Source organism: Celeribacter sp. PS-C1, assembly GCF_019429625.1.
Taxonomy (GTDB): domain Bacteria; phylum Pseudomonadota; class Alphaproteobacteria; order Rhodobacterales; family Rhodobacteraceae; genus Celeribacter.
The window spans coordinates 1-26,388 of sequence record NZ_JAHXRW010000002.1 but is presented as its reverse complement, the minus strand read 5'-3'; the positions used below and the strand labels follow the sequence as shown (position 1 = coordinate 26,388).

At 59.8% G+C, this 26,388-nt stretch carries 24 protein-coding genes and 1 pseudogene; 10 read left to right on the top strand and 15 right to left on the bottom strand.

The genetic code is table 11. The annotated features are described in order from the left end of the window. Positions 1-15: 15 nt before the first annotated feature. From J5Y17_RS02645 to modB, 4 genes are all read right to left on the bottom strand, one after another. The gene (locus J5Y17_RS02645) at positions 16-3,291 is read right to left on the bottom strand and encodes an efflux RND transporter permease subunit (RefSeq protein ID WP_219783674.1); all 3,276 of its coding nucleotides are present in this window, start codon (positions 3,289-3,291) and stop codon (positions 16-18) included. Then, a complete protein-coding gene (locus J5Y17_RS02640) occupies positions 3,284-4,270 on the bottom strand; it encodes an efflux RND transporter periplasmic adaptor subunit (protein ID WP_219783673.1) in 987 nt (328 codons plus the stop codon). The genes J5Y17_RS02645 and J5Y17_RS02640 overlap by 8 nt, the downstream gene beginning before the upstream one ends. Before the next feature lie 156 nt (positions 4,271-4,426). Then, positions 4,427-5,506: a molybdenum ABC transporter ATP-binding protein gene (modC, locus tag J5Y17_RS02635; RefSeq protein WP_219783672.1), complete on the bottom strand. Its 1,080-nt coding sequence runs from the start codon at positions 5,504-5,506 to the stop codon at positions 4,427-4,429. Continuing rightward, a complete protein-coding gene (gene modB / locus J5Y17_RS02630) occupies positions 5,503-6,213 on the bottom strand; it encodes a molybdate ABC transporter permease subunit (RefSeq protein WP_370628833.1) in 711 nt (236 codons plus the stop codon). Before modB ends, modC begins: the two co-directional genes overlap by 4 nt. 544 nt (positions 6,214-6,757) lie before the next feature. Here modB and J5Y17_RS02625 point away from each other — a divergent pair. Next, positions 6,758-7,477: a sugar transferase gene (locus J5Y17_RS02625; protein WP_370628832.1), complete on the top strand. Its 720-nt coding sequence runs from the start codon at positions 6,758-6,760 to the stop codon at positions 7,475-7,477. 73 nt (positions 7,478-7,550) lie between these two features. On the opposite strand, the gene J5Y17_RS02620 is transcribed toward J5Y17_RS02625, so the two are convergent. The 10 genes from J5Y17_RS02620 to cydD all read right to left on the bottom strand — a co-directional run bounded on the left by J5Y17_RS02620 (position 7,551) and on the right by cydD (position 18,571). Next, positions 7,551-8,978, bottom strand: a complete 1,428-nt coding sequence (locus J5Y17_RS02620) for a glycosyltransferase family 39 protein (RefSeq protein ID WP_219783669.1) — start codon at positions 8,976-8,978, stop codon at positions 7,551-7,553. Beyond that, positions 8,962-9,279: a lipid-A-disaccharide synthase N-terminal domain-containing protein gene (locus J5Y17_RS02615; RefSeq protein WP_219783668.1), complete on the bottom strand. Its 318-nt coding sequence runs from the start codon at positions 9,277-9,279 to the stop codon at positions 8,962-8,964. The genes J5Y17_RS02620 and J5Y17_RS02615 overlap by 17 nt, the downstream gene beginning before the upstream one ends. A 4-nt stretch (positions 9,280-9,283) precedes the next feature. Beyond that, the gene (locus tag J5Y17_RS02610) at positions 9,284-10,036 is read right to left on the bottom strand and encodes a glycosyltransferase family 2 protein (protein ID WP_219783667.1); all 753 of its coding nucleotides are present in this window, start codon (positions 10,034-10,036) and stop codon (positions 9,284-9,286) included. A gap of 171 nt (positions 10,037-10,207) precedes the next feature. Then, positions 10,208-10,570, bottom strand: a complete 363-nt coding sequence (locus J5Y17_RS02605) for a DUF5368 domain-containing protein (protein WP_219783666.1) — start codon at positions 10,568-10,570, stop codon at positions 10,208-10,210. 12 nt (positions 10,571-10,582) lie between these two features. After that, positions 10,583-11,899 (bottom strand): NAD(P)/FAD-dependent oxidoreductase, encoded by a 1,317-nt coding sequence (locus J5Y17_RS02600; protein WP_219783665.1) that lies wholly within the window; start codon positions 11,897-11,899, stop codon positions 10,583-10,585. A gap of 212 nt (positions 11,900-12,111) precedes the next feature. Next, positions 12,112-12,234: a cytochrome bd-I oxidase subunit CydX gene (gene cydX, locus J5Y17_RS02595; RefSeq protein WP_219783664.1), complete on the bottom strand. Its 123-nt coding sequence runs from the start codon at positions 12,232-12,234 to the stop codon at positions 12,112-12,114. Positions 12,235-12,247: 13 nt separating this feature from the next. After that, on the bottom strand, positions 12,248-13,411 hold the full coding sequence (gene cydB, locus J5Y17_RS02590) for a cytochrome d ubiquinol oxidase subunit II (RefSeq protein ID WP_219783663.1): 1,164 nt from the start codon (positions 13,409-13,411) through the stop codon (positions 12,248-12,250). A gap of 6 nt (positions 13,412-13,417) precedes the next feature. Further along, positions 13,418-15,019 carry a cytochrome ubiquinol oxidase subunit I gene (locus J5Y17_RS02585; RefSeq protein WP_219783662.1) on the bottom strand — a complete coding sequence of 534 codons (1,602 nt, stop codon included), beginning with the start codon at positions 15,017-15,019 and terminating at the stop codon, positions 13,418-13,420. A 242-nt stretch (positions 15,020-15,261) separates the two neighbouring features. Next, the gene (cydC, locus tag J5Y17_RS02580; RefSeq protein WP_219783661.1) at positions 15,262-16,887 is read right to left on the bottom strand and encodes a thiol reductant ABC exporter subunit CydC; all 1,626 of its coding nucleotides are present in this window, start codon (positions 16,885-16,887) and stop codon (positions 15,262-15,264) included. Further along, positions 16,880-18,571 (bottom strand): thiol reductant ABC exporter subunit CydD, encoded by a 1,692-nt coding sequence (gene cydD / locus J5Y17_RS02575; protein WP_219783660.1) that lies wholly within the window; start codon positions 18,569-18,571, stop codon positions 16,880-16,882. The genes cydC and cydD overlap by 8 nt, the downstream gene beginning before the upstream one ends. Positions 18,572-18,829: 258 nt before the next feature. Between cydD and J5Y17_RS02570 the strand changes: the two genes are divergently transcribed. From J5Y17_RS02570 to J5Y17_RS02545, 6 genes are all read left to right on the top strand, one after another. Next, on the top strand, positions 18,830-19,645 hold the full coding sequence (locus J5Y17_RS02570; RefSeq protein WP_219783659.1) for an ArsR family transcriptional regulator: 816 nt from the start codon (positions 18,830-18,832) through the stop codon (positions 19,643-19,645). A gap of 9 nt (positions 19,646-19,654) precedes the next feature. Then, a complete protein-coding gene (locus J5Y17_RS02565; RefSeq protein WP_219783658.1) occupies positions 19,655-20,665 on the top strand; it encodes an ArsJ-associated glyceraldehyde-3-phosphate dehydrogenase in 1,011 nt (336 codons plus the stop codon). Then, on the top strand, positions 20,665-21,927 hold the full coding sequence (gene arsJ, locus J5Y17_RS02560; RefSeq protein ID WP_219783657.1) for an organoarsenical effux MFS transporter ArsJ: 1,263 nt from the start codon (positions 20,665-20,667) through the stop codon (positions 21,925-21,927). The genes J5Y17_RS02565 and arsJ overlap by 1 nt, the downstream gene beginning before the upstream one ends. Before the next feature lie 224 nt (positions 21,928-22,151). Next, positions 22,152-22,700 carry a biotin transporter BioY gene (locus J5Y17_RS02555; protein ID WP_219783656.1) on the top strand — a complete coding sequence of 183 codons (549 nt, stop codon included), beginning with the start codon at positions 22,152-22,154 and terminating at the stop codon, positions 22,698-22,700. A gap of 26 nt (positions 22,701-22,726) precedes the next feature. Next, positions 22,727-23,377 carry an energy-coupling factor ABC transporter ATP-binding protein gene (locus J5Y17_RS02550; protein WP_370628830.1) on the top strand — a complete coding sequence of 217 codons (651 nt, stop codon included), beginning with the start codon at positions 22,727-22,729 and terminating at the stop codon, positions 23,375-23,377. Beyond that, positions 23,371-23,964: an energy-coupling factor transporter transmembrane protein EcfT gene (locus J5Y17_RS02545; protein ID WP_219783655.1), complete on the top strand. Its 594-nt coding sequence runs from the start codon at positions 23,371-23,373 to the stop codon at positions 23,962-23,964. Before J5Y17_RS02550 ends, J5Y17_RS02545 begins: the two co-directional genes overlap by 7 nt. Positions 23,965-23,972: 8 nt before the next feature. Here the strand turns inward: J5Y17_RS02545 and J5Y17_RS02540 are convergent, their stop codons facing one another. After that, positions 23,973-24,731, bottom strand: a complete 759-nt coding sequence (locus J5Y17_RS02540; RefSeq protein WP_219783654.1) for an IclR family transcriptional regulator C-terminal domain-containing protein — start codon at positions 24,729-24,731, stop codon at positions 23,973-23,975. A 106-nt stretch (positions 24,732-24,837) separates the two neighbouring features. On the opposite strand from J5Y17_RS02540, the gene J5Y17_RS02535 reads away from it, so the two are divergent. The 3 genes and pseudogenes from J5Y17_RS02535 to J5Y17_RS02525 form a co-directional block, all read left to right on the top strand. Next, a complete protein-coding gene (locus J5Y17_RS02535) occupies positions 24,838-25,557 on the top strand; it encodes a 3-oxoacid CoA-transferase subunit A (protein ID WP_219783653.1) in 720 nt (239 codons plus the stop codon). Further along, complete coding sequence (locus tag J5Y17_RS02530) at positions 25,557-26,249, top strand: 3-oxoacid CoA-transferase subunit B (RefSeq protein ID WP_255571822.1); 693 nt, start codon at positions 25,557-25,559, stop codon at positions 26,247-26,249. The genes J5Y17_RS02535 and J5Y17_RS02530 overlap by 1 nt, the downstream gene beginning before the upstream one ends. Before the next feature lie 12 nt (positions 26,250-26,261). Further along, positions 26,262-26,388, top strand: a pseudogene (locus J5Y17_RS02525) (3-oxoadipyl-CoA thiolase); the annotation flags it as partial.

Below are 26,388 nucleotides of genomic sequence, written 5' to 3'. Positions count from 1 at the left end.
TAAGGCACCTTCAAGTCACATCTTGAAGATACGATAGATCGCCGGGATCACCAGCACCGTAAGTGCGGTCGAAGACAACAAGCCGAAGAACAGCGACAAAGCCAGCCCCTGAAAGATCGGGTCAGCCAAGATCACCGCCGCACCGATCATCGCCGCCACAGCCGTGAGCAAGATCGGTTTGAACCGGGTGGCACCAGCTTCCAGTAGGATCTCTGTCGTCACCTTGCCATCGTCATCGGCATTACGGATGAAGTCGACCAAGAGGATCGAGTTCCGCACGATGATCCCCGCGAGAGCAATGAAGCCGATCATCGAGGGTGCAGAGAAAGGCGCGTTGAACAGCCAGTGGCCGATCATGATGCCAAGGAAGGTGAGCGGCACTGGCGTCAGGATCACCAGAGGCAAACGGAACGAACCGAACTGTGCCACGACGAGAATATAGATCCCCAAGAGCGCCACACCAAAGGCGGCCCCCATGTCGCGGAACGTGACCCAAGTCACTTCCCATTCCCCATCCCAAAGCAGCACCGGCTTCGACGTGTCCGTCGGCTGCCCATGCAAGGAAATCTCAGGCTTCAGCCCCTCGGGCCACTCCATTTCATCGAGTTTTTCGGCCACCGCCAGCATGCCATAAAGCGGCGCTTCATAGGCGCCCGCAAGTTCCGCCTGCACCATCACGGCATCATATCCATTATGCCGGAAGATCGGGAATGAGGTCTCCTCTTCGGTGATGGCAACCACATCCCCCAGCTCGACCACACCGCGCCCACCGGGCAAAGCATTGGCAGGAACCGGCGTCGAGAGAGCCGTCGCATCCAAAACGCGGTCGGATTTGTCGCGCCCAATTACGATCGGAATCGGACGCCGCCCCTCGCCACGATGTGAATAACCAACCGTGGTGTAGCCGTTGAGAAGCTGCAGCGTCTGTGCGGCATCGGCTTCGGCCACCTGATAGAAATTCAGGTCAGAGGGTTTCATCTCTGCCCGGATGCGCCGAGCCTGGACACCGTAATTGTCATCGGTATCGACAATGAAATCCACGTTTTCAAAGGCCTCGCGCACTTTGCCAGCCACCTCGCGACGGGTCGCGCCATCGGGTCCATATATCTCCGCCAGAAGCGTCGAGATCACCGGCGGACCCGGCGGGGGCTCGACCACTTTCATGGCCGTTCCAGGCGGGACGGAAATGCCCTCAAGCAGCATCTCACGCAACTCCAGCGCGATATCATGCGAGGTTCGATCACGATCACCCTTCGGCAGGAGCTTGAGTTGCACTTCGCCCATTTCCGGATTTTCACGCAGATAGTAGTGCCGCACCAAACCGTTGAAGTTAAAGGCGCCCGCAGTCCCAGCATGAGTCTGCGCCGACATCACCTCCGGCAGGGTCATGGCCAGCCTGGCCGCCTCCTGCGCAATCGCATCGGTCGCCTCGACCGACGCCCCCTCTGGCAGATCGATCATCACCGACAACTCGGATTTATTGTCGAAAGGCAGAAGCTTGACCGTGACATCTTTGGTGTAAAGCGCACCCAGAGAGCCAAAGGACAGCACAATCACGACGATTAGGAAAACCCAGGCGTGACCTTTCGAGTGCAGGATCGGACTGGCAATCCGCGTGTAGAGCTTGCCCAGTTTGCCGCCCGGAACTCCGCCTTCAGCATGATCGCCATCATGATGCAACTCGGCCCCGCCGGCAATTTTCAGCATGAGCCAAGGCGTGATCATCACGGCCACGAAGAAGGAAAAGATCATCGCAGCTGAGGCATTGGCCGGGATCGGCGACATGTAGGGGCCCATCATGCCGGAGACGAAAAGCATCGGCAAAAGTGCCACCACCACGGTGAGCGTCGCGACGATGGTCGGGTTGCCGACCTCGGCCACGGCGGCGATGGCCGCGCCAAAGCGGTTCTGCCCCGGACGCTTCAGCCCCCAGTGGCGCGCGATATTTTCGATCACCACGATGGCATCATCGACGAGGATGCCGATAGAGAAAATCAGCGCAAACAAAGACACGCGGTTGAGCGTGTAGCCCATGATATAGGAGGCAAAGAGCGTCAAAAGGATGGTCACCGGGATCACGATTGCGACCACGATGGCCTCACGCCAGCCGATGGCGATCAACACAAGTCCGACGATGGAAAGCGTCGCAAGCGCCAAGTGGAACAGCAGCTCGTTGGCTTTTTCATTGGCGGTTTCGCCATAGTCTCGGGTGACTTCGACATCGATGCTGTCGGGGATGAGCTCGCCCCTCATTGTCTCGACACGATGCAGGATTTCCTCGGCCACGACGACAGCATTGGCGCCCGCCCGTTTGGCAATTGCCAGCGTTACCGCAGGACGACGAATGATCGGGGCGTCCATGTCCATCTCGACATGGCCCTCTTCCGCGGCCTCTTCGCCCTGCGCGCCTGCGCGCGTCAGCGTTGCGACATAGTGCTCATCAAGATCGGAGACAAAAGCGACATCGGCCACATCACGCACGTAGACCGTACGCCCATCGCGGGCGGTCAATTCAAGGTTGCCGATCTCCTCGGGCGTCGTCAGCGTTTTGCCGACGATCAGGCCGATCTGTTCGCCACCATCGCGCAAAAGCCCGGCGGGGCTGGCGGAATTGGCGCCAGCCACCTTGTTCGAGAGCTGTTGCAGCGTAACACCGTAAAGCGCCAATTTTTCCGGGTCCGGCGCGACACGCAGCGCCTCTTCGGTAGCGCCGATCACATAGGTCAGACCAACGTTTTCGATCCGCGCGAGCTGAACCTCGACCTCCTTGACGACCCGCGTCAAATCAGCCGCTGTCATGGCCTCGTTGTCCTCTGACGGACTAAAGGTCAGCGCCACGATGGCGACATCGTTGATGCCTCGGCCCACCACGAGCGGTTCGTTGATCCCGACCGGAAGGCGGTCGAGATTGGCCATGATCTTGTCCCGAACCCGCACGATGGCAGTCTCGGAGGGCACGCCCACGTCAAAGCGCGCGGTGACCATAATGTGGTCGTCGCGACTGTCGGAGTAGACATGTTCGACCTGATCGATGCCCTTGACGATGGTCTCCAGCGGCTCGGTAACAAGCTTGAGCCCGTCTTGTGCCTTTAGCCCCGGGGTTTCGACATGGATGTCCACGAGGGGCACGGAGATTTGCGGCTCCTCTTCGCGCGGCAGGGAGATCAACGCGATCATCCCGACGGCCAGCGCGGCCAGCAGGAACAGCGGGGTCAGAGGAGAAAGAATGAAGCTGCGGGTCAGATGGCCGGCGATGCCGAGCGCGCCCGACGGTCCGTGTGGATTATTCATGGTCGATCACCACCACATCGCCAGCGGACAGGCCGCTCAGAATTTCAACATAGGTGGCTCCGTCCAGCGTCACCTCATTGCCTGGCACAACGACACGGGCGCTGGAATGTCCGTCCGCTTCGACCGAAACGAAATCGAGACCACCGGATTGGCTCAACGCGGTTAACGGCACCAAAAGCGCGTCATGGCTGCCGACAGGGAGCTGCACTTGCACGCGACGTCCGACAAAACGCGCATCCAAGTCATCTACCTCAACATCGGCCTCAACACGACCGCCTTGGATCAGCGGATAGATCTTCGCGAGCGTGCCAGTCTGGGGCTCGCCTGCCCCCAAAATCTGAATGGTGTCGCCTTCAGTGAGACGATCCGCGTAGCGTTCGGACACACCGAGACGCAGGAAGGTGCCGCCCGCGCCAATGAGCGCAACCTGTTCGCCGCCCATGATGACGGCGCCTTTCGACACCGGCACATCGAGCACCACACCCGCCTCAGGGGCCAGCACTTCACCCTCTTCGATCTGGCGAGACACGACTTGGCGCTCCGCCTGAAGTGAGGTGATCTGGCCTTCGAGCACGGTAACGTTGGTTTGCAACGCCTGCAGGCTTGCGGTGGAAATCACGCCGCGTTCCGACAACGACTCGCCCCGAGTTAGATCGTCCTGCGCTTTCACAAGCTGGGAGTTATAGGCGTCAAGCTGAGCGTCGATGCCTTCGATCTGGAACAAAAGCTTGGTGTCTTCGATCAGCGCCACACGTTGCCCCGCCTCGACCAGATCGCCCTCGGTCACATCCAGCGTGGTGATCGTGCCGCCGATGCGCGCACGGGCGGGCACCTGATCGCGGGGCTCGACCTCGGCATAGACCGGCTTCCATTCGGTTATCGGCTGCGGCGTGAGCGAGAGGGTTTCTGAGACGGCGGGATGCCCAACCAGGATGGACCCTGGCAGAAGCATCATCGTGAGCAAAAGGGTGCGGCGCATTTTGACCTCGATTCTGGCGTCAGGCAGCGGCCTAACATTCAATTTATTGCATATGTAAGCAAAATCCTTACCCTAGGCAAGCATAGCCTGCGGCAGAGAGATAGAAAAATGTCGTTTTAAGACCGGTTTTTCTCAGTCAAACGCATTGCACCCAGATTAGGCGAGATTGTCCTGCGCGATCGAGGCAGTCTTCACCACGGCGTGACAGGGTGCACCCACGCGCAGCCCCAAGGCCGCAACCGAACGCGTCGTCACCCGCGCCAAGACGCGACCTGCCCCAGTTTGCACAGCAACCAAAACGGCGGAGCCTTGCGCCTCGGAGATCTCGGCAATGGTGCCACTCAAAATATTGAGCGCAGACAGTCCGACCGGACGCTCTGGAGACAGGATCACCTCGTGCGCCGCAATACGCAGACGCACGGGATGCCCCGCATCGGCGTTGAGATGTGGCAGGAACAGGGCCTCGCCCCCAGCGTCCAGCTCAGTCAACCCATCCTCGTGATGCCCCCGCACCGTGGCCCGGATCAGCGCCCCGGCCCCGCCCGCACCCACTGGCAGAACCGCGGGATCACCCAACACCGCCTCGGCGCTGCCCTGCCCGATCACTTGGCCGGCCTCCAAAGCAATCACGGTGGTGGCAAGGCGCGCGACCTCAGCAGGGCTATGGCTCACGTAGAGAACGGGAATACCGATCTCGTCGCGAAGCCTCTCGAAATAAGGCAAAATCTCCGCCTTACGCGCCTCATCCAAGGCAGCCAAAGGCTCATCGGCGAGGATCATCTCCGCACCGGACAAAAGCGCCCGGCCAATCGCGACCCGCTGTTGTTCTCCGCCAGACAATCCATCAGGGCGCCGGTCCAGCAAGGCGCCGATGCCCAACATGTCGACCATCTGCGTGACTTCACGTTGCGGCACGTTGCGCTCGGAAAAGCGCCGCCCGAAATCGAGATTTTGCGACACTGTAAGATGCGGGAACAGCCGGGCATCTTGGAAAATCATGCCGATGCGACGTTTGTGCGGCGGAAGACAAAGGCCCGCATCGCTGTCGCAGAGCACGCGATCCGTGAGCATAATCCGGGCCTGATCCGGTTTAAAAATCCCCGCGATGGCACGCAGGACGGTCGACTTTCCAGAACCCGAGCGACCGAAGAGAACCGTGATGCCGTCGGGGACATCAAAGCCGAGATCGAGGGAGAATTTCGAAAAGCGATGTTTGAGATCGACACGCAAGCTCATGTGCGTTCTCCCCCAGACAGGCGTTTTGAGACACGGCGCGCCAAAACTTCGGACAATACGAGCGCGCCCATCGCCAAAACGATGGAGATCACAACCAGACGCAGCGCTGCGCTTTCGCCTCCCGGCACTTGCAAAAAGGCATAAATCGCAGAGGGCAAGGTCCGGGTCTGGCCCGGAATGTTGGAGACGAAAGTGATCGTGGCCCCGAATTCACCCAAGGCCTTGGCATAGGCCAGAACGGCCCCCGCAAGGATGCCCGGCCAAGACAACGGCAGGGTCACGCCAAAGAACACGCGGAGCGGCGAGGCCCCCAATGTGGAAGCGGCCTCTTCGAGACGGGTGTCCACGGCTTCAATCGACAGGCGGATGGCGCGCACCATCAGCGGGAAACCCATGATCGCGGCGGCCAGTGCGGCGCCGGTCCAGCGAAAGGAAAAGACGATGCCGAGGTCTTGCAAGAATGCGCCAATAGGCGCGCGGGTACCAAAGGTCATCAAGAGAAGATAGCCCGTGACCACGGGCGGCATGACCAGGGGCAAATGCACCAGACCGTTGAGCCATTGTCGTCCGGGAAACTGCCAGCGCGCCAAAGCATAAGCGATAAAAATGCCAAAGGGCAGGCTCGCGAGAGAGGCCCAGAAGGCCACTTTTAGAGACAGGAGAATGGCCTGCCACTCCTCTGGCCCCAAACCAGCCGAACTCAGCACGGAACACCTGTCCCGAAAATGCATCGCACCTCAAGAAAGCGGATGACATCCGTGCCTCTCTTTCGCAATAGCGAGATGGCGCCCTGCGTTGCGAGCCCTCTATCCGCCCGTCTGTCCATGATGCCGAACTGCACTGTCATCTCTGCCTCATTCCGATGCGCGCCACTTCAATGCCCAATTGTATACATGCCGCTGGACTGTCTGTCTGTGCAAGAGACCACAAAACTCATACGGTCAAAAATACACGCTATGCGATAGCGGCAGCGCGGCGCTCGAATCGCAAACTCTGACGAAAGACTGCGCTATGTCACCGCGCTCCGGACCAGTCGCGTTAACCATGATTTTTCATTTCAAATTTTCTTATGAATGATTTTTGCGCCAATTTCGCCTTTAAAACAGCCAAAAACTTATCGACGTTAATAAAATTAGCCAAAAATCATCTTGCCATAGAGCAGGAAACATCGCCCTTATGGTATAAAGATATTCATGTGCAGCATTCGCGCCAAATTCTCCTTAAGGTTGCATGGATATTTTTTGACCTAGCATGTCGCAAGACGAGTTTCCGGAGGAAATTATGGTATACCCATCCAAATCCGAGAGAACGTTCAATACGCCTGCAAATTCGGTGGCCCTCCCCCGCCTCCACCTTTCGCCCTATGAGGCTTTTGGAAAACGTCTCTTCGACGTCATGTTTTTCCTCTTCGTGTCACCTCTCGTCATTCCCCTGATCTTGATCTTAGCCGTTCTTGTCAGAATTGATGGAGGGCCCGCCTTTTACGCACAGAGGCGGATTGGCCGAGACGGCAGAGTGTTCCAGTTCTACAAACTGCGTTCCATGCGGGTGAATGCCGACCAGCTTTTGGTGAAGCTGTGTAAAGAAGACCCGGAAATCGCGCGGGAATGGAACACTTACCAGAAATTGCGCCACGACCCTCGGATCACCAAGATCGGTCGGCTTATTCGCAAAACCTCGCTCGATGAATTGCCTCAGGTACTCAATGTGCTGAAGGGCGACATGAGCTTTGTCGGCCCGCGCCCCTTTATGCCGAGCCAGCAGATGCTCTACGAAGAGGCAAAGGGCCGCGCCTATTTCGAGATGCGTCCAGGCATCACTGGCATGTGGCAAGTCTCGGGTCGCGGTGAGACGAGCTTTGTGGCCCGCGTGAAGTTCGACAATCTCTACCACCGCAAACAGAGCTTTTTGACGGATGTGAGCCTCATCCTACGAACGGTCAGCGTGGTCTTCAAAACGACCGGTCACTGAGGCGCCCTTATCATTGAGACACCTGAAAGCCGTTCAGTCGCTGGGCGGTTTTTTTGTTGTCCGGCTCTTTTGTTTAGTCGCGACCTAATGACCGAAGACAGTCAGACGACACGCGCCACGCCGCGAGAGAGGCACCCTCATAAAGCCCTTCAAGCACCAACCCCTCCACCTTTTCCGCCTCACAGCGCGGCGTTCTGGCCCCCAGGACAAGGACATCGCCGGCAACCGTCTCAGGCAGCGCGAAGTTTTGGGCATAGTAGCTGGAGGCCCGACCTGTTTCCGGCATCGCATAGAGCGCCACATCGCGGTCACGACCGATGTAGAAAAGATCGGCCAAGATATCGCGATTGCCGCTGACGACAGGCAGCCCCTCTTGGTCCGCGAGCGCCAGAATGCTCTCAGACAGTGCATGACGCCCGAGATAGCGTTCGAGCAACGGATCACCCGCCCCGCTTAGGGGCCAAGGCGCCAGAACGATCAGGATCGGCAAGAGGAGCGAGAGGATCACATTGATGCCCAAAGCGATCCAGCGCCCGAGGCGCGGCAACACCATGGCCGCCAAGATCACCCCGGCAAAATAGGTGGCGATGGCCCAATTTGCATAGGCCTGCTCCAAAAGCGCCTGAACGGTGACGGTCACCAGCGCCGGGATAGAAAACAGCACGAGTGCGATGTGCGCCCCGCGTTTGGGCCGCAGATAGGCGATCACGAGCGCCCCCATGGTCACAGGACCAAAAACGCCAAACTGGCTGAAAAAGAACTCCGCCATTGATCCGAAATCAAAGGCCGCACCATCCCGGACCCAGCCCGCGTTGTCCATCGTATGGGATACGGTGGTCAGGTCATGCGACAGGTTCCACAACACATTTGGCAGAATGGTAACGATAAAGCCCGCGATCATCACCATGAGATTGCGCGCGCCCGGACGCAGACCTGGCTGCGTGAGGATCACCAGCCCGGAGCCGATGAGGAAATAGATCGCGGCGTATTTCGCCATAAAGGCAAGGCCTGCAAAAATTCCGACGGCCAGCGCATCGCTCAGGCGGCGCGTGTCAGCCGTGCGGAAAAAGAACAGAAGAGCGGCAGCATAAAACGGCGCCATCACCGTGTCGGTCGAGATCATCACCGAGCCCAAAGCCACGAAGGGCAGGCTCAGATAGAGCGCCACGGTCCAGATCGCAGCCTCACGTCCGAAGAGCCGCGAAGCCAGAGCGCCCAGCAGATAGGCCGTGCCCCCATGCAGCACCGCCCCCGGCATCCGCACCCAAAAAGCGGCATCCGAGCCCGCCAGATCCGTGACAAAACGGATCAGCCAGCCGATCAGAGGCGGTTTGGAGTAATAGCCGAAATCGAGGTTCTGGCCCCAGAACCAATACTGCACCTCATCGACGAAGAGATCGGTGCGATCAAACCCCAAGGCCAAAAGCCGCAGCGTGACGGCCACGGCAATGAAGATCAGCGCCAGAGGACGCCAGCTTTGCGGTTCAGTCCGAGACGGCATTGTTGGCGCGGCGATTTGCATAGATCAGCCAGAGATTGCGGACGTAGATCACGACGCCGAGGGCTTGGCCCAAAACGAAGACCGGGTCTTTGCGGTAGAGCGCATAGATCAAAAGCATCACCCCGCCCGCCAGCGAGAAATACCAGAACGCCACCGGCATCACCGAATTTTTGGCGCGTTCAGAGGCGATCCATTGCAACAAGAACCGCGCGGTGAACATGAGCTGCGCAGAGAGGCCAAAAAGCACCCACCAAAGCTCCGCCACCGAGTCGACATGCAGGATGGTCATCAGCCATTGCATCGACTCAGCCCTCCGCGCGGGCCGTATTGGCGGCCGGGGTCACTTCGGTCGGACGCGATTTCTTGCCGCGCTTCAAAAGCCAGGCCACGCCGATCAGATCGACGATGCCGACAAGCCCGCGTTGCAGGTTCGAATAATGAGACCGACCGCCCCCGCGCGCACGGTGGGACACATCGACATGGGCGATTTCCCAGCCATCGCGGGCAAAAAGCGCCGGCAGATAGCGGTGCATGTGATCGAAATAAGGCAGATTCAGGAAGTCGTCGCGGCGGAACGCCTTGAGCCCGCAGCCGGTGTCGCGCGTGCCGTCTTTCAGGATTTTCGCGCGCAGAGCATTGGCGAATTTCGAGGCATAGCGTTTCGAGAACGTGTCCTGACGCCCAACGCGTTGACCGGCGACGAGACCGATGTTTGCGGCATTCGGGCCGCTGAACGGCGCGATCATATTGGGGATTTCGGTGCCCGGGTTCTGGCCGTCGCCATCAAGCGTACAGCAAACCGTGCCGCGCGCAGCGCGCACACCAGAGTGGACGCCCGCGGATTGCCCGCCGGAGCGGTCGTGGCGGATCACCCGCAGATGCGGCATCACGGCCATTCTCTGGGCCAGAATATCGGCCATGCCGTCATCGGAATTATCGTCGATCACGATGATTTCGAACGGACCGATCACGGCACAGGCCTCAGTGATCTCGTCGAGCAAAGCGCCGATGTTTTCCGCCTCATTGCGGCAGGGAATGATGATGGACGTGTCGCACATAAGCCGGTCGTACCCTTTATTTTTCGTCCCCGCGATTACCGGAGCCGCCCCTTGATGTAAAGTAAAACGCCAAGGACTGCGCGGGATTGGGTCATGCCTGATACAAAGAGACGCCCCCGATCCGCACACCGGAGGCGCCCACCCTTTGGCGCATTCGGAACGAAACGCGCTTCAGGATTCGCTGTTTGTTTTTGGCGGTTTGATAAGGGACTCAAGCGTGTAGACGAGGATCGCCATACCGATCGCACCCATGACGGCCACGCCGAGGAACACGATGAGGTCCACCGCGCCCCCGATGTCGGAGGGCGCAGAATGGGTCATCGCCATGACGAACCAGACGGCCAGAACGGCGCCCACCGGCATGGACAGCTGTGCCCAGAGGAATTTGCGCCAGCTCACCGCCCGATCCCGGATCAGCACATAGAGATAGGCCAGTGTCACCACGACAGCGGCCACCACCATGGTCCAGAACAGCCCCCGCCCGAAAATCTCCTCGAACACGGCAATGAGGGTTTGAAACGTCAGATCTTTCATAGTCGCTCTCCCTTAAGCCTTGCCACGCAGCATGGCGTTGTAGGTGGCTTTCAACGCCACCTCTTTCATCAGCCAGGAAATCCACAGCTCTTCGAGCGGCGGGATGATGCCTTCGAAGGACGGCAAAAGGTTGTTGTTGTAATCGAACTCCACGAGCATCGCGCGGCCGATCTTGGTGATCATCGGACAGGAGGTGTAGCCACCGTAGGTCTCGGTCGGCTCTGTGCCTGCGATGGCGGAGACGATCTGGTCCTCGACCACAGGCACCTGCCATTTGACGGAGGCGGCGGTTTTGCCCTTTGGCACACCGGCGACATCGCCCAGCGCCCAGATCTCCGGGTAGCGCAGATGCTGGAGCGTCGCCATATCGCATTCGACCCAGCCCTGATCGGTCCACTTATCGGCCCAGGATAGGCCGGATTGACGGATCACCTCGGGCGCGCGTTGCGGCGGGATCAGGTGGATGTAATCATAGTCCATCTCCTGATCGCCTTCAGCGGTGTTAAAGGTCACACGCTTCGCGCCCGCGTCGATGGATTTCACCGTGTGCTGATAGACCGGCGCGATGTCGCGGTCGAGAAACAGCATGCGGACTTTCTCAGACACAATAGGCACCCCAAAAAGCGCACCATCATGGGCGCCATAGGTGATCTCAGCCTTGCCACGATTGCCCGCACGCCGCAGACGATCATCAATCAGGAAGGTGTGTTTCAAAGGCGCACCGGCGCATTTCATCTCGGTGCCCGGACGGGTGAAGATGCCGTGACCGCCCTCCTCAATGAATTGCGACGCGGCTTTCCAAGTGGCAGCGGCATATTGCGGCCCAGCATAGAGTGCGCCGATGCCGTTTTCGCCGACCATATCGAGGGAGAACCCTTCGATGGCGTCATGATCGAGGATCAGGCCGGGGGCCACGACGAGGAAATCGTAGGAGAGCGTTTGGCCACCCTCGGTCGAAACGGTTTTCGCGACGGGGTCAATAGCGGCGGCTTTTTCGGGAATGAGCGTGACACCTTTCGGCAGCCAATCGGTGGTCTCGGACACAACATAATTGGCGGGCTTGAGACCGGCGGCGACGAGGGTCAGGCCGGGTTGGTAGAGGTGCTCTTTGCGCGGGTCGATCAAGGTGATCTGGGCGCCTTCAAGGCGCTCAACGAGGCGGTTCGCCAGCGCGGTGCCGCCTGCGCCTGCGCCGATGATGACGATCTTGGCCTTGGTCGGAATGCTGGCGGCGCGGACCTCGCCTGAGGTGGCGGCGAGTGCCGTGGCCCCTGCGGCCAGGCCGAGGAAACCCCGGCGACCGATCTGTGGGGAATTGGGTGAGTTCATGTCTCTCTCCATTTCTTCGCAAATCAAACATTATTATGCATATGTTTGAATGCATTTGGTGCGGAAAATTCCGCCAACGGGCGGAAAAGTTGGATGTAAGGCGCTCCGGGGACGGTGGAACATCCTCCCCGGAGCAGGCCACCTGAAGGGACGAAAGCGGGTTCGGCAAGGTCAGGTCGAATGACCTTGCCAACCTTTTGTCAGGCGGTGTCTCAGGGTTGGTTGTCGTGCTCGTCCGCGAGACGCGCATCTTCGCGCATTTCAAGCCACATCGCATTGAGAACAGCGAACATGGCGGCCAGCGGGAGACCAAGGATCCAAGCGAAATACCACATAATCGGTCCTTTCTCAGTAGCTTTGAGCGTTGTTGTCGAGTTCATCCTCGGTGACCTTGCCCCAGAGCACTTTGTAGACCCAGGAGGTATAAGCGAGGATGATCGGCATGAAGATGATCGCACAGATCAGCATCACAAAGAGCGTCAGGTGCGAGCTGGAGCTGTCCCAGACGGTGAGTGAGCTGTTGGGATCGACGGTGGAGGGCAAGATGAAGGGGAACATCGTCAAGCCGACCGAAGAAATGATCCCGGTGATGCCCAGCTTCGACCACAGAAGCGTCGAGACCTCTTTGCCCTTGCGCAAACCCATCACGGCCATGGCGATACCAACAAAGGCCATCACCGGCGCGATCGCGATCCATGGACGGTCGGAATAGGCCGCCATCCAGGAGCCACCATGGGCCACTTCTGAGTAAAGCGGGTTCGACGGACCGTCTTTCACTACCTCACCGACGATCTGGTAGCCGTCGATGCCCATCGCGAGCCACAGCCCAGCCAAAGCGTAGGAGACAGCGGCCACGAGACCCGCAACGGTGCCGATCTTTTGCGCCCGCTGTTGAACGGCGCCTTCCGTTTTGAGGCCGAGCCAAGCTGCACCATGCATCAAGAGCATGGAGAGCGACACAACGCCGGCCAGCAGCGCGAAGGGGTTCAATAGGCCCAAGAGTTTCATGATCGCGTTGCCATCATAACGCGGCATCAAGAGATCAGGGGTCAGGTGAAACGGCACGCCTTGCAACACATTGCCCACGGCGACACCAAAGATCAGCGCCGGAACCGCACCGCCCACGAAGAGCGCCCAGTCCCAGTTGCTCCGCCACCGCGCGCTTTCGCGTTTGGAGCGGTATTTAAAGCCCACGGGACGCAGGATGAGCGCGGCCAGCACAAGGAACATCGCAAGATAGAACCCCGAGAAAGACACCGCATAAAGCGGCGGCCAGGCGGCGAAAATCGCCCCCCCACCGAGGATGAACCACACCTGATTGCCTTCCCAAACGGGGCCAATGGTGTTGATCACGATGCGGCGTTCTTTGTCGGTCTTGCCCACGAACGGGAGCAATGCGCCCACGCCCATATCGAACCCGTCGGTTAGTGCAAACCCGATCAAAAGGACGCCCAGAAGCAACCACCAGATCACGCGGAGGACTTCGAAAGTCATGAATTCATGCAGGATCATCGTAGGTTACTCCGCAGGTTTGAGGGCCGGATCATTGGAGCTCAGGCGGTCAGCGTGGCGTTCCATCCACACATCCGTTTCCTCGACATCCATATACGGACCTTTTTTGATGTATTTGATCATCAGGCTCATCTCGATCACGAAGAGCACCGAATAGAAGATCACAAAGCCAGCAAGCGTGATCAGCAGATCGGTGATCGACAGATGCGAGGCCGAGAGCGCGGTCGGCAAGACGCCGTCCACCGTCCAGGGCTGCCGCCCGAACTCGGCCACGAACCATCCAAGCTCCGCGGCAATCCACGGTGCCGGAATGATGATCACCGCAGCACGCAGCGCCCAGCGCGGGTATTGCATGCCTTTAAACGAGGTGCGGTAGAAGAAGTAGAGCATCACCGCGATGAAGCTAAAGCCCAGCCCCACCATGATGCGGAAGGCCCAAAACAGCGGCCCGACGCCCGGAACCGTGTCATCCGCCGCCATGGCAATCTGTTCGTCCGTCGCCTCACGCGGATCTTCGACATAGCGCTTCAAGAGCATGGCAAAGCCGAGATCGGCGGAATGCTCTTCAAAAGTGGCGCGCACTTCGGCGGGCGTCGCATCACGTTCGGAACGGATCGTCATCAGCGCATCATAAGCAATGATACCAGACCGGATTTTCTCATTGGCTTCCGCCACAAGTTGATCCACGCCGGGAATTTCATCTGTCAGAGACCGCGTGCCGATCAGACCCATCGCGAAAGGAATGTGAATGGCGTAATGCGTCTCACGCGCTTCGCGATCCGGGATACCGACGAGGGTAAAAGAGGCCGGGGCTTCTTGGGTTTCCCACATGCCTTCGATGGCTGCGAGTTTCATTTTCTGAGTATGCGTGGCGTTGTAGCCCGACTCATCGCCCAGAATGACAACTGAGAAGGCCGAAGCCAGACCAAACGCGGCCGCAATCGCGATGGAGCGACGGGCCAGCTCGGTGTGGCGACCTTTAAGCAGATACCAGGCAGAGACACCCAGCACGAAAACCGAGGCCGTCACATAACCGGCGGACACGGTGTGCACGAATTTGGCCTGTGCCACTTCGTTAAAGACCACTTCGAAGAAGTTGGTCATCTCCATCCGCATGGTGTCCGGGTTGAACTCGGCCCCCACCGGGTTCTGCATCCAGCCGTTCGCGATAAGAATCCAGAGCGCGGAAAAGTTCGACCCAATGGCCACCAGCCAGGTGACAATCATATGTGCCACTTTCGACAGTTTATCCCAGCCAAAGAACATGAGACCCACAAAGGTCGCTTCCATGAAGAAGGCCATGAGCCCCTCGATGGCCAGCGGTGCGCCGAAAATATCACCGACGTAGTGGCTGTAGTAGGACCAGTTCATGCCGAACTGGAACTCCATCGTGATGCCCGTCGCGACGCCTAACACAAAGTTGATCCCGAACAGCGTGGCCCAGAATTTCGTCATTTGCCGCCAAATCGGTCGGCCGGTCATGACATAGACCGTCTCCATGATCGCCACGATGATCGATAGACCAAGCGTCAGCGGCACGAAGAGAAAGTGGTACATGGCTGTCATCGCGAATTGCAGGCGCGACAGCTCAACTAGTCCGAACTCCATGTTCCCTTGCTCCTTCTGCGCGAGAAAAGATGTCTCGCAGATGCATGTTTGTGGCCTCGACTTAAAACGCCACAGGCTTGGGTGCTTTGACCCATGTCAATAAATGCAATATTCCAGATGTATCTTAATGTGACCGCGACATGGCGGCGCGCCCCCGCGTTTTGGGCGCGTTTTCAGGGGCTTCGCGATCACTTACGCGTGAGAGTTTGTCTGAGACGTGTCTGGACGACCGCCTTGCCGACTCAGAGCGACAGAATCCGGTCTGCCGCCCCCTGCTCTTCCGCCCGATGCGCAGCGACCAACACCGCAGCTTGAGGAAGGGCCGCACGAATTCCCGCCAGCACCCGATCCGAGGTTTCTGCGTCGAGCCCCTCGGTCGGCTCATCCAAGAGCAACACAGAGGGTTGCCGCAAGATCGCCCGCGCCAAAACCAGACGCCGGGTTTCGCCACCCGAAAGCCCCGCGCCACGTGGCCCCAAACGCGCATCCAATCCGCCCTTGCCCGCCACAACATCCTGCAAAGCCGTCGCCTCAAGCGCCGCCCACAGCGCCTCATCCGTCGCCTCTGGTGCGGCAAGACGCAAGTTCTCCGCAATCGTCCCCTGAATCAGCGCCGCCCGCTGCCCCACCAATGTTGTGGCACCGGGTGAAAATTCCATAACGGCGTGATCATTCAGGCTGACTGTTCCCTTCACAGGACGCAAAGCTCCGGCAGCGAGCAACAAAACCGTGCTTTTCCCCACACCCGACGGCCCTTTAAGCGCGACCCATTCACCGGGCGCGACGGTGAGGTTGAAATCGGACAAAACTGGCCGCGCTGTGCCGCGCGCGAAGGTCACAGAAGAAAATGTCAGACTCTGTGGCCCTTGCGGCCAAGGCAAAGCGTCAGGCAAATCTGACATCTCGGTCTGCGCCGTCACACGACGGGCGGCCCCAACCATCCGCCCCATCTCCGCCACCGCGCGCCGCAGAGGCGCCACAGTTTCCATCAATGCCAGCGCCGTGAAAAACCCTATGGCTGCCCGCGCCGGCGTAATCTCGCCGGCCGCCGCCAGCGTGCCACCGATCCAAAGCGCAGAGGCCGCCGCCAGAGCAGAGACCACCATGAGCGCAGCGCCTGCCTGACGCTCACGCAGATCGGTCATGGTGGCCGCCGTTTGACGCCGAGTCTCGGCGTCGCGGCAGGCCGCAACCTGATCCGGCAATTGGCCATAAAGCGCGAGGTCTTCGCGGGTGGTCACGAGATCGATAAAGCGGGCCCGAAAGGCCTGCGCAGCACTTTCCGCACGACGCGAAGGCACCCGCGCCCGCAACACGCCCCATAGCACCACGCCGATGCCGCCGAGGGTGAAAATCCCGAAAATCGCCACGGCCACCCGCCAATCGACCAACCAGGACAGGACCACCAAGGCCAATACCTGCGTCGCGCCACCGGCGATCAGCGGCAGGAACAGCCGCAAGGGCACACCGTCCAGCGCATCGACATCGGCCACAATCCGGTTCAGCGCCTGCGCACCTCTTAGCCGGATCAAACGGTCATGCGACCGGGTCGAGAGCGCCGCCAAAAGCGTGACTCGCAGCTTGGCCAAGGCTCTCAGCGTCGCATCATGGGTGAGCACACGCTCTCCGTAGCGGGTTGCCGTGCGGGTGATCGCCAGAAAGCGCACCATAGCGGAGGGGCGGAAGACGTCGAAGACGGCGCCTGTGCCAACGAGCCCCGCCGCAGAGGCCGCGACAATGAACCAGCCCGAGAGGCCCAACAAGGACGCGCCCATGATCAGGACCAGCGCGGAAAGGGCCAGCCCGCGCAGCAAAGATTTGCGCTCGCCCTGCATCATGAGGCGGAAGATATGCCAGAGCTTAGCCATGGGCGCGTTCCCCTTCTGGCGCAATCTCGATCACCTGATCCATTCGGGCGATGAGCCGCGCATCATGGGTGGCAACGATCAGGGTCGCGCCGCGATCCGCCAGCGCCAAAAGCGCCTCGGTCACCCGGTCAGCGGTCTCATGATCAAGGTCTGCGGTCGGCTCGTCAGCGAGCACCACATCGGGGTGAGCGGCCAAAGCACGGGCGAGCATCACGCGGCGCGCTTCGCCGCCCGACAGCCCGCCACCTGTCTCACCCAAAATGGTCAGATCGCCCTTTGGCAGGGCCGCGAGCACCTGCTTCAGCGCAGCGTCGGAGATCAACTCGGCGCTCAAAGGCGCGCCGAAAGCGATGTTGTGGCGTAGTGAGCGACCCAAGAACATCGGCGCCTGCGGCATCCAGCCAAGGCGCGCGCGCCAAGCGTCGGCGGTGTCGTCGGAAAGCTGCCGCCCGGCAACGTCAACCATACCGGAGTTGGGCCGTTCCAGCCCCGCCAACAACCGCAAAAGCGTGGTTTTGCCCACCCCTGACGGACCGGAAAGGGCCACCCGCGCGCCGGGGAGGATTTCGGCATCGGGATAGGCAATCACCCGGCTGCCCCGCGTCACCGAAAGACCCGAGGTGCGGATATGGGCGGGCCCCGCGAGCGGCGCGACCTTGTCGCCGGTGCCCAAAAGCGTCTCGGCCTCATGGGCTTGCCATTGGTCCAATTCGCCCGCCACGGCCAGCGCTGCGGCTTTGTCATGCCAAGCGGCGGAGAGATCGCGCAGTGGCTGGAAATAATCGGGCGCCAGCAGCAAAAGGAAAATCCCGCCCCAAGGTGTGATGCCGCCGCCCCAAGCGCCCCAGTTCAACTCTCCCAAAAGCGAAAACCCGACCCAGACGGCGACCATCGCGACGCCCAAGGCGGCGAACAGTTCCAATACAGTCGAGGACAGGAACGCAATACGCAAAACGGCCATAGTACGGTCGCGCAGATCGTCTGCGGCCAACTCAAACCGCTCGATTAGACGCGGCGCCGCGCCCAGGAGACGGATGTCCGCAAGGGCGGCGAGCCGGTCCACCAAAAGATCGCCCAGAGAGCCGATCTCCTGCATCTGGTGCTCAGAGGCTTCCTTGGCGGCATAGCCCACCAGCGCCATAAACAATGGGATCAGAGGGCCAGCAATGACAAACACCAGCCCCACGGCCCAGCTTTGCCAAAAGGCAAGCGCAAGGATCGCGAAGGGCACCGTCATCACGCGGGTCTGCGCGGGGGCATAGCGGGTGATATAGGGCAACAACGCGTCGAGTTTTTCGCCCGCCAAGGCGGCCAACGCGCCGGGTCCGCCCAGGAGCGAGGTGCCAAGGCTGTTCGCTTCGCGCGCCAAAATTTCCTGCCGTGTCCGGGTGACAATGTTCTGACCCGCGCGAAACAACAGGCCTTCGGCGAGATAATTGAGCATCAGACGCAGCGCCGCAAATCCCAGAAAGGCGATGACGCCCATCAGAACCGAGACACCGCCATCACCCGTCAAAAGCCGCGCGAATACCCCCGCCACGAACGCCGCCTGCGGCAACCACAAGAGCGCCGAGACAGCGGTCATATAAGACGCCAGTTTGATCGCGCGACCTTCCCCGGCCAAGAGCATCTTGAGCCTCTGCCGATCCGGCGCGACCGGGCGGCTTTTCTTTGGTCGTGTCATGCGCGTGTGATCCCGGTTTGGTTTTATTGGGGCGGGCCTGTTTTTGGTCTGACCTTTGCTGGCACGTTGCGACACGGGATGCAATCGCAGGCCCTTGGTTTGCGCCGCCTCTGCGGCGGGGTGTCTCACCTTGTCGGCGTGCCAGAGCGAGAGATTTGGCCCTGTCATGAAAATTTCACGCGGATGTTGCGGGTTTTGGTTTGGCGACAGCTATTATTTCAATTATTCATGAAATATCGAATTATAAGCGAGTCGCCTATGCCTTTTGATCTCGACACCGCGCCTCAGGCCTTCGCCGCGCTCGGCCACGCCGGGCGTCTCTCAGTGTTTCGGCTATTGATGCGCTTTGCTCCGCGTCCGGTGCGTCCAACAGAAATCGCCGAAGCGCTCAACATGAAGCCTAACACACTGTCGGGCTACCTTTCCGATCTGTTGCAAACCGGACTGATCACCGCGACACGCGAGGGCCGGTCGCTGTTTTACGGCGTAGACATGACAAAGTGCGACGGACTGGTCAGCTATCTGGTCAACGATTGTTGTCGTGGGCGCCCCGAGATGTGTCTGAATGCCCTGCCCGAGAGCTATTCGCGGCCACATCGCGTACTTTTCCTGTGTTCCGGCAACTCCGCACGCTCGATCATGGCCGAGGCGCTTTTGAACAAGCTGGGCGCCGGTCGGTTCGAAGCCTTTTCCGCTGGCACCCGCCCCGGCAAGGAGATCAACCCGCAGACGCGCGCACTTTTGGAGCGTCATGGCCATGTGATCACCGGACTGCACCCGAAGGATGTCACCGAATTTCAGGGCGAAGGCGCCCCTGCCTTCGATTTCACCTTCACCGTCTGCGATCTGGCCGCGAGCGAAGACTGCGCGCCCTGGATCGGCCAGCCTTTGAGCGCACATTGGGGCCTGCCGGACCCTGTGAAAGCGGTCGGCTCGGAGGCCGAGCGCGCCCTGGCTTTCGCGCAAACCTACGAGGCACTGCGCCGGAGGATCGAAGCTTTCGCTGCGCTCCCTATTGAAAAACTCGACCGTCTGTCGCTGCAAAAACAGATAGACGATCTCTCTGATATCTAAGGATTTATCATGGTTAAAATTGCTCTGAACGGTCTTGGCCGCATCGGGAAACTCGCGCTGCGTGACCTGTTTGATCGCGGACTTTGGGAACATATCGTGCTGATCAACGATCTGGCGGGCGACCCGGAGCAGCATGCGCTGTTGCTGGAGTTCGATTCCGTGCATGGGCGTTGGGGGGCTGAGATTTTCCATGACGCCGACAGTTTGACGGTGAACGGCACGCAGATGAGGCTGACACGGGAGGCGCGAATCGAAGACTTGCCGCTCGCGGAAATGGGCGTCGATTTGGTGATTGACTGCACCGGCTATTTCAAAACGGCCGAACGCATCTCTCCGTATTACGATGCAGGCGTCAAAAAGGTGGTGGTCTCTGCGCCGGTGAAGGACGGTGGCGCGCTGAACCTCGTCTACGGGGTCAACCATGATCTCTACGATCCGGCGGCGCATGATCTGGTGACAGCAGCGTCCTGCACCACGAATTGCCTCGCACCTGTGGTCAAGGTGATCCACGAAAACCTCGGCATAAAGCACGGGTCGATCACGACGATCCATGATGTGACCAACACCCAGACCATCGTAGACCGCCCCGCCAAAGACATGCGCCGCGCCCGCGCCGCCTCAATGAACCTGATCCCAACCACAACGGGCTCAGCGACAGCGATCACACTGATCTATCCGGAACTGAAAGGCCGTCTCAATGGCCATGCAGTGAGGGTGCCCTTGCTCAACGCGTCGATCACCGATTGCGTTTTCGAAGTCGAACGGGAGACCACGGCGGAAGAGGTCAACGCGCTGTTCAAAGCGGCCTCCGAAGGGGAGTTGAAGGGCATCCTTGGCTATGAAACCCGCCCCTTGGTGTCGACCGATTACGTCAACGACCCGCGTAGCTCCATCATCGACGCGCAGTCGACCATGGTGATCAACGGCACGCAGGTGAAAATCTACGCCTGGTATGACAATGAATGGGGCTATTCCTGCCGCCTCGCGGATATTGCCCGCATGGTTGCGAGTGCAATGTGATGACAGTTGCGACGGCGGAGAACCCCTTACGCGCCTATACGGCCGTCACGGCGGCCTATTGGGCTTTCATGCTTTCAGACGGCGCGCTCAGGATGCTCGTTCTATTGCATTTCAATGGGCTGGGGTTTTCGCCGATCCAGCTTGCCTATCTCTTTCTCTTCTACGAGATCGCGGGCATTGTGACGAACCTCTCCGCAGGCTGGTTGGCGGCACGTTTTGGTTTGACCTCAACGCTTTACGCGGGATTGGTGATCCAAATCGCAGCCCTTGCCGCCTTGGCCGGGCTTGATCCCGCTTGGTCCGTATCGGCCTCGGTGATCTACGTCATGGCGGTGCAAGGCGCCTCGGGCGTCGCCAAGGATCTGGCCAAAATGTCGTCAAAATCGGCGGTGAAAATCCTCGCCCCGAAAGGCGATGGCAGCCTCTTCAAATGGGTTGCCGTGCTGACGGGATCGAAGAACGCGGTCAAGGGCTTTGGCTTTTTCCTCGGTGCGGCTTTGCTGGCGCTCGCGGGGTTCAAAGCGGCGGTCTGGGGCATGGCTTTGGTCCTCGCCGTGATCCTCGCGGCGGTGGCGATCTTCATGCCCAAGGGCCTTCCGACCGGCAAGAAAGGCACCAAAATCTCGGCGATCTGGTCGAAGGACCGCCGCATCAACCAATTGTCCCTCGCCCGCATGTTCCTCTTCGGCGCCCGCGATGTCTGGTTCGTCGTCGGCATTCCGATCTATTTCAAAGCGATCTTCTCCGACGGCACCCCCGACGGGGCGCGTCAGGCATTTTTCATCGTCGGTGCATTCATGGCGCTCTGGATCATCGGCTATGGCTTTGTCCAAGGCATCGCACCCAGGTTCCTCAAAGGCGCGGCCGGAGACGACGCAGCCGGTGCGCGGATGGCGGTCAAATGGGTCGGGCTTCTGACGCCCATCCCCTTTATCCTCGCGGCCCTCGCCCTGATCGCAGGCGCGCCGACGCTTTGGCTGACGCTCGCGCTTGTGGCAGGTCTCCTACTCTTCGGCTTTGTCTTTGCCGTGAACTCTTCGGTGCATTCCTATCTCATCCTCGCCTTCTCCGGCGAGGACCGCGTAACGATGGATGTGGGTTTCTACTATATGGCCAATGCGGCGGGGCGGCTTTTGGGCACTCTGTTGTCCGGACTATCTTATCAGCTGGGCGGGCTACGGCTCTGCCTCGCAACTGCTGGCGTGATGGCCGGGCTCAGCTTTCTCTCCGCGCGCGGTTTGGATCGACATTCGTCTCATTGACAGTTAAAAACTTGACCGAAAGGTCTGAAAATATGGGAAAATTCCTGAATAACTTTGCAGCCACGCACGTTCAAAGCAGGTTTTGCAGAGTTTTTCCGCAATTTTGCAAAGCAAACTGAAACCTGTCGAAAAAGGGGGTTTACCAAAAGTCAAAGAGCCGCTTATCACTCGGCCCCAATGAGATCAGGCCGAACCAAACCGGCCACTGTTTTGGAGGAGACCCCATGACCACGCGCGACATCACCCTGATTGCTTTGTTTGCGGCCCTGACCGCCGTAATGGCGGTCTTCCCACCGATTGCCCTGCCGATTTTGCCAGTGCCGATCACGGCCCAGTCTCTCGGCGTAATGCTCGCTGGCGGCATCCTCGGCGCAAAACGTGGCGGCTTAGCCATCCTTCTTCTTCTGGTGCTTGTCGCCATCGGCCTGCCGCTTTTGTCCGGTGGTCGCGGCGGTCTCTCCGTCTTCTTTGGCCCCACCGCTGGCTTCCTTCTGGGCTGGCTCGTCGCAGCTTTCGTGATCGGCTGGTTGACTGAGAAATACTGGGACGGGCTGTCTTTCGTCTCCGCAACGCTGATCTGTGTGGTTGGCGGCATCGGCGTCCTTTACGCTATCGGCATTCCGGGCATCACCCTTATGGCGGGTGTCCCGATCTCCAAGGCTTTCATGGGCTCCGTGACCTTCATCCCCGGCGACATCGTCAAGGCCCTGATCGCCGCCGCCGTCATGGTCACGGTCAAGAAATCCTACCCGATCATCGGACAAGCCGCCTGATGTCCATGCATTTCGACAGGGTCTCCGTGACCAAAGGAACACGCGAAATCCTGTCGGAGATCACTCTGGAGCTGACCGAAAAGCGCATCGGCGTGATCGGCAACAACGGCTCCGGCAAAAGCACGTTTCTCCGGCTTTTCAACGGGTTGGAGAAGCCCACTTCCGGCACTGTCCGGTTTTCTGAGACCGAAGACGACCTGCGCCGCCATGTCGGCTTCATGTTCCAGAACCCCGACAATCAGATCGTTTATCCACTGGTCGAGGAAGATCTGGCCTTTGGCCTCAAATCCCGCAAATTGCCGAAAGCCGAGGTTGCCGCGCGTATCGAGGGCGTGCTGTCCGATCTGTCGCTCACCCATCTCAAGGGCCGTCTGACGCACCAGCTGTCTGGTGGTGAGAAACAAATGGTGGCGCTGGCAGGGGTGCTGGTGACCGAGCCCGAAATGATCGTCTTCGACGAACCGACCACGCTTTTGGACCTGCGCAACAAGATGCAATTCATGCGCGTGCTGGCCACCCTGCCCCAACCCGCTGTGGTGGTCTCGCATGACCTCGATCTGCTCGCGAGGTTCGACCGGGTTTTGCATATCGCAGAGGGCAGTATCTACGCCGATGGCACACCCGAAGAAGTCATTCCCGCCTACAAAAAACTCTGCGAAGATTTGGGCGGATGCTGACGGACCTCTATATCCCCGGCGACAGCCTGCTGCACCGCGCGCGTCCGGCGTGGAAACTGGCGATCCTGTTTCTCTACTGCACTGCGCTTTTTGTCGTGACGCATCCTGCCGTACTGACGGTCGGAATTTTGCTCGTCGCGCTTGGCTATGGCGCGGCCGGTCTCAGCCCCCGCGACGCCTTTACCGCGATCCGTCCGGCACTCTTTGTCCTCGTCATCATCTTCGCCGCCCAGCTCTGGCTCGCCGATCTCACTATGGCAATCTATGTCACGCTGCGGCTCATCGCCTTGCTGATGGCCGCCGCACTGGTGACCTACACGACCCGCGCCAGCGAATTTACCGAGGGCATTCTGGCGCTTTTGTCCCGTGCCCCTGCTTGGGTGCCGAAGGACAAGATCGCGCTCGCCATGTCTCTGGTCTGGCGGTTCATCCCGCTGATCCGCGCGCAATTCGACGAGGTCCGCGAGGCGCAGCGCGCGCGTGGGCTGGAGCGCAACATGTTGGCGCTCGTGGTGCCTCTTGTCGTGCGCACGCTCAAAACAGCCGATGAGGTCGCCGAGGCGATCACCGCGCGATCTCTGGACTAAAGCAAGCTTTAAAGAACGCGCCGCAATCCCGACTGCACCATCAAGAGCTTCGGAAGATAGATTGGCACCAACGCCTGCGCTTTGTCCTGCGTCGCGGCCATGCCGGTGTTGAGCGCAGCGACGATTTTACCATGCCCGTCGACCAGCGGCACCGCGATAGAGCGCAGTCCGATCTCCACCTCTTGATCAATGATCGCATAGCCTTGGCCATGCGCCTCCTCAATGCGTTTCATAACTTCGTCGGGATCGGTGACGCTGAATTTGGTGCGGGGCGAGAGGTCCGAAGCCTCTACGATCGCACGCGCTTCCTCGGCGGGCAAAGCGCCCAACAGAATACGCCCCATCGAGGTGCAATGCGCCGGCAAACGCGAGCCGGGCATGAGACCGATGGACATCACCCGCTTCTGCGCCGCGCGGGCGAGATAGACAATTTCCGTACCATCCAGGATCGACACGGAACAGCTCTGCCCGATCTGTTCGGTGAGCTGATCGAGCCAAGGCTGGACAATCTGCGGCAGCGGCAGCGAGGAGATCGCCCCCATCCCCAAACGCAAGGCGCGCGGGGTGAGCGTGAAGAACTTACCATCGTAATCGGCGTAGCCTTCTGCGTGTAGCGTCAAAAGACAGCGCCGCGAGGTGGCCCGGTCAAGCCCGGTCATTTTGGACACATCGGTGATCGACAGCTTCGGTGCCTCGGCCCCAAAACATTCGAGAACCCGCAGCCCCTTCGCCAAAGATGAAATGATATCAGAAGATTTGTTCGCCATGCGCACGACATTTCTCGACATCCGAACAAATGTCAATATGCGCACAAAATGACTCGTCGTCGTCACAGCAGAGGTCTACATCCGAGCACATATTCTGGAGGATCTCATGGACAAAACCATCTCTACCCCGGCCGAGGCGGTCGCGGATATCCCCGATGGCGCACAGGTGATGATCGGCGGTTTCGGCGGCTCCGGCGCGCCGATCGAGCTCATTCACGCGCTGATCGACCGTTTCCGCGCCACCGGCAGCCCGAAAAACATCACCGTGATCAACAACAACGCGGGCAACGGCTACATCGGCATCGCCGCGATGATCAAAGCGGGCATGGTCAAGAAGATGATCTGCTCCTTCCCGCGCTCGTCCAACGCAGAGGCCTTCAACGAGAAATTCCTCGCGGGCGAGATCGAGCTGGAACTCGTGCCGCAGGGCACGCTCGCGGAACGCATCCGCGCAGCGGGCGCAGGCATCCCGGCCTTTTACACGCCGACGTCCTTCGGCACCGAACTGGCCGAGGGCAAGCCGACCGAAGAGTTCGACGGCAAAATGTATGTCCGCGAAGGCTGGCTGAAGGCCGATTTCGCACTGATCAAAGGACAGATGGGCGACACGGTCGGCAACATGACCTACCGCATGGCGGGCCGTAACTTTAACCCGCTGATGGCGATGGCCGCCGCGAAAACCATCGCGCAGGTCTCCGAGCTTGGTGAGCCGGGGTCGATTGATCCGCAACAGGTCATTACCCCCGGCATCTTCGTCGACGCCATCGTAGAAGTTGCACAACCTCAACAAGAAGAAGTGCTCGTGCGCACGGGAGTGGTCTATTGATGTCCGATTTCAACATTATGGAAGACAAGCTCTCCAACGCTCAAATCGCCTGGCGCGCCGCGCAAGACATCGAAGACGGCTCCTATGTGAACCTCGGCATCGGCTTCCCGGAGATGATCGCCAAGTTCCAGCCCGAGGGTCGCGATGTCACCTATCACACCGAAAACGGCGTGTTGGGCTTTGGCAAAGCGCCCGCCGAGGGCGAGGAAGACTGGGACCTGATCAACGCTGGAAAAAAAGCGATCACGCTCAATCCGGGCGCGTCGTTTTTCCACCATGCCGACAGTTTCTCGATGGTCCGTGGCGGTCACTTGGACCTCGCCGTGCTGGGCGCCTATCAGGTCGCGCAGAACGGTGATCTCGCCAATTGGCGCGTCGGCTCCAAAGGCGTGCCGGCCGTGGGCGGCGCGATGGATTTGGTGCATGGCGCGAAACGTGTGGCCGTGGTCACCGATCACGTCACCAAAGATGGCGGCCCGAAGCTGGTCGAGTCCTGCACCTTCCCGCTCACCGGCGTCGGCTGTGTGACCCGTGTCTATACCTCTTTGGCGGTGATCGACATCGAAGGTGGCAAATTCATCCTGCGCGAAAAACTGCCCGGCCTCTCGATGGAGGCGCTGCAAGCCGTCACCGGCGCGACGCTCCACACCGAGGGCGACGTGCTTGACCTGATTGTCCCGCAAGATTTGTAAGGAGGACCTGTGATGACCGACGTCTACATCTGCGACTATATCCGCACCCCCGTGGGCCGTTACGGCGGCGCGCTGTCTTCCGTGCGGGCCGATGATTTGGGCGCTATCCCTTTGAAAGCCTTGGCGGAACGCAACCCAT

Coding starts and splice junctions, on each gene's coding strand:
- J5Y17_RS02615 (WP_219783668.1), bottom strand. CDS start 9,279: ATGCAATGGCTGATGACCATCCTGCATGTCGACTCGGTGGCGGAGCTT.
- arsJ (WP_219783657.1), top strand. CDS start 20,665: ATGACAGTTGCGACGGCGGAGAACCCCTTACGCGCCTATACGGCCGTC.
- J5Y17_RS02555 (WP_219783656.1), top strand. CDS start 22,152: ATGACCACGCGCGACATCACCCTGATTGCTTTGTTTGCGGCCCTGACC.
- J5Y17_RS02540 (WP_219783654.1), bottom strand. CDS start 24,731: ATGGCGAACAAATCTTCTGATATCATTTCATCTTTGGCGAAGGGGCTG.
- J5Y17_RS02640 (WP_219783673.1), bottom strand. CDS start 4,270: ATGCGCCGCACCCTTTTGCTCACGATGATGCTTCTGCCAGGGTCCATC.
- J5Y17_RS02620 (WP_219783669.1), bottom strand. CDS start 8,978: ATGCCGTCTCGGACTGAACCGCAAAGCTGGCGTCCTCTGGCGCTGATC.
- J5Y17_RS02625 (WP_370628832.1), top strand. CDS start 6,758: ATGTCGCAAGACGAGTTTCCGGAGGAAATTATGGTATACCCATCCAAA.
- J5Y17_RS02645 (WP_219783674.1), bottom strand. CDS start 3,291: ATGAATAATCCACACGGACCGTCGGGCGCGCTCGGCATCGCCGGCCAT.
- cydD (WP_219783660.1), bottom strand. CDS start 18,571: ATGACACGACCAAAGAAAAGCCGCCCGGTCGCGCCGGATCGGCAGAGG.
- J5Y17_RS02565 (WP_219783658.1), top strand. CDS start 19,655: ATGGTTAAAATTGCTCTGAACGGTCTTGGCCGCATCGGGAAACTCGCG.
- J5Y17_RS02535 (WP_219783653.1), top strand. CDS start 24,838: ATGGACAAAACCATCTCTACCCCGGCCGAGGCGGTCGCGGATATCCCC.
- J5Y17_RS02530 (WP_255571822.1), top strand. CDS start 25,557: ATGTCCGATTTCAACATTATGGAAGACAAGCTCTCCAACGCTCAAATC.
- J5Y17_RS02585 (WP_219783662.1), bottom strand. CDS start 15,019: ATGGAGTTCGGACTAGTTGAGCTGTCGCGCCTGCAATTCGCGATGACA.
- cydB (WP_219783663.1), bottom strand. CDS start 13,411: ATGATCCTGCATGAATTCATGACTTTCGAAGTCCTCCGCGTGATCTGG.
- cydX (WP_219783664.1), bottom strand. CDS start 12,234: ATGTGGTATTTCGCTTGGATCCTTGGTCTCCCGCTGGCCGCCATGTTC.
- cydC (WP_219783661.1), bottom strand. CDS start 16,887: ATGGCTAAGCTCTGGCATATCTTCCGCCTCATGATGCAGGGCGAGCGC.
- J5Y17_RS02600 (WP_219783665.1), bottom strand. CDS start 11,899: ATGAACTCACCCAATTCCCCACAGATCGGTCGCCGGGGTTTCCTCGGC.
- J5Y17_RS02610 (WP_219783667.1), bottom strand. CDS start 10,036: ATGTGCGACACGTCCATCATCATTCCCTGCCGCAATGAGGCGGAAAAC.
- modC (WP_219783672.1), bottom strand. CDS start 5,506: ATGAGCTTGCGTGTCGATCTCAAACATCGCTTTTCGAAATTCTCCCTC.
- J5Y17_RS02605 (WP_219783666.1), bottom strand. CDS start 10,570: ATGAAAGATCTGACGTTTCAAACCCTCATTGCCGTGTTCGAGGAGATT.
- J5Y17_RS02570 (WP_219783659.1), top strand. CDS start 18,830: ATGCCTTTTGATCTCGACACCGCGCCTCAGGCCTTCGCCGCGCTCGGC.
- J5Y17_RS02545 (WP_219783655.1), top strand. CDS start 23,371: ATGCTGACGGACCTCTATATCCCCGGCGACAGCCTGCTGCACCGCGCG.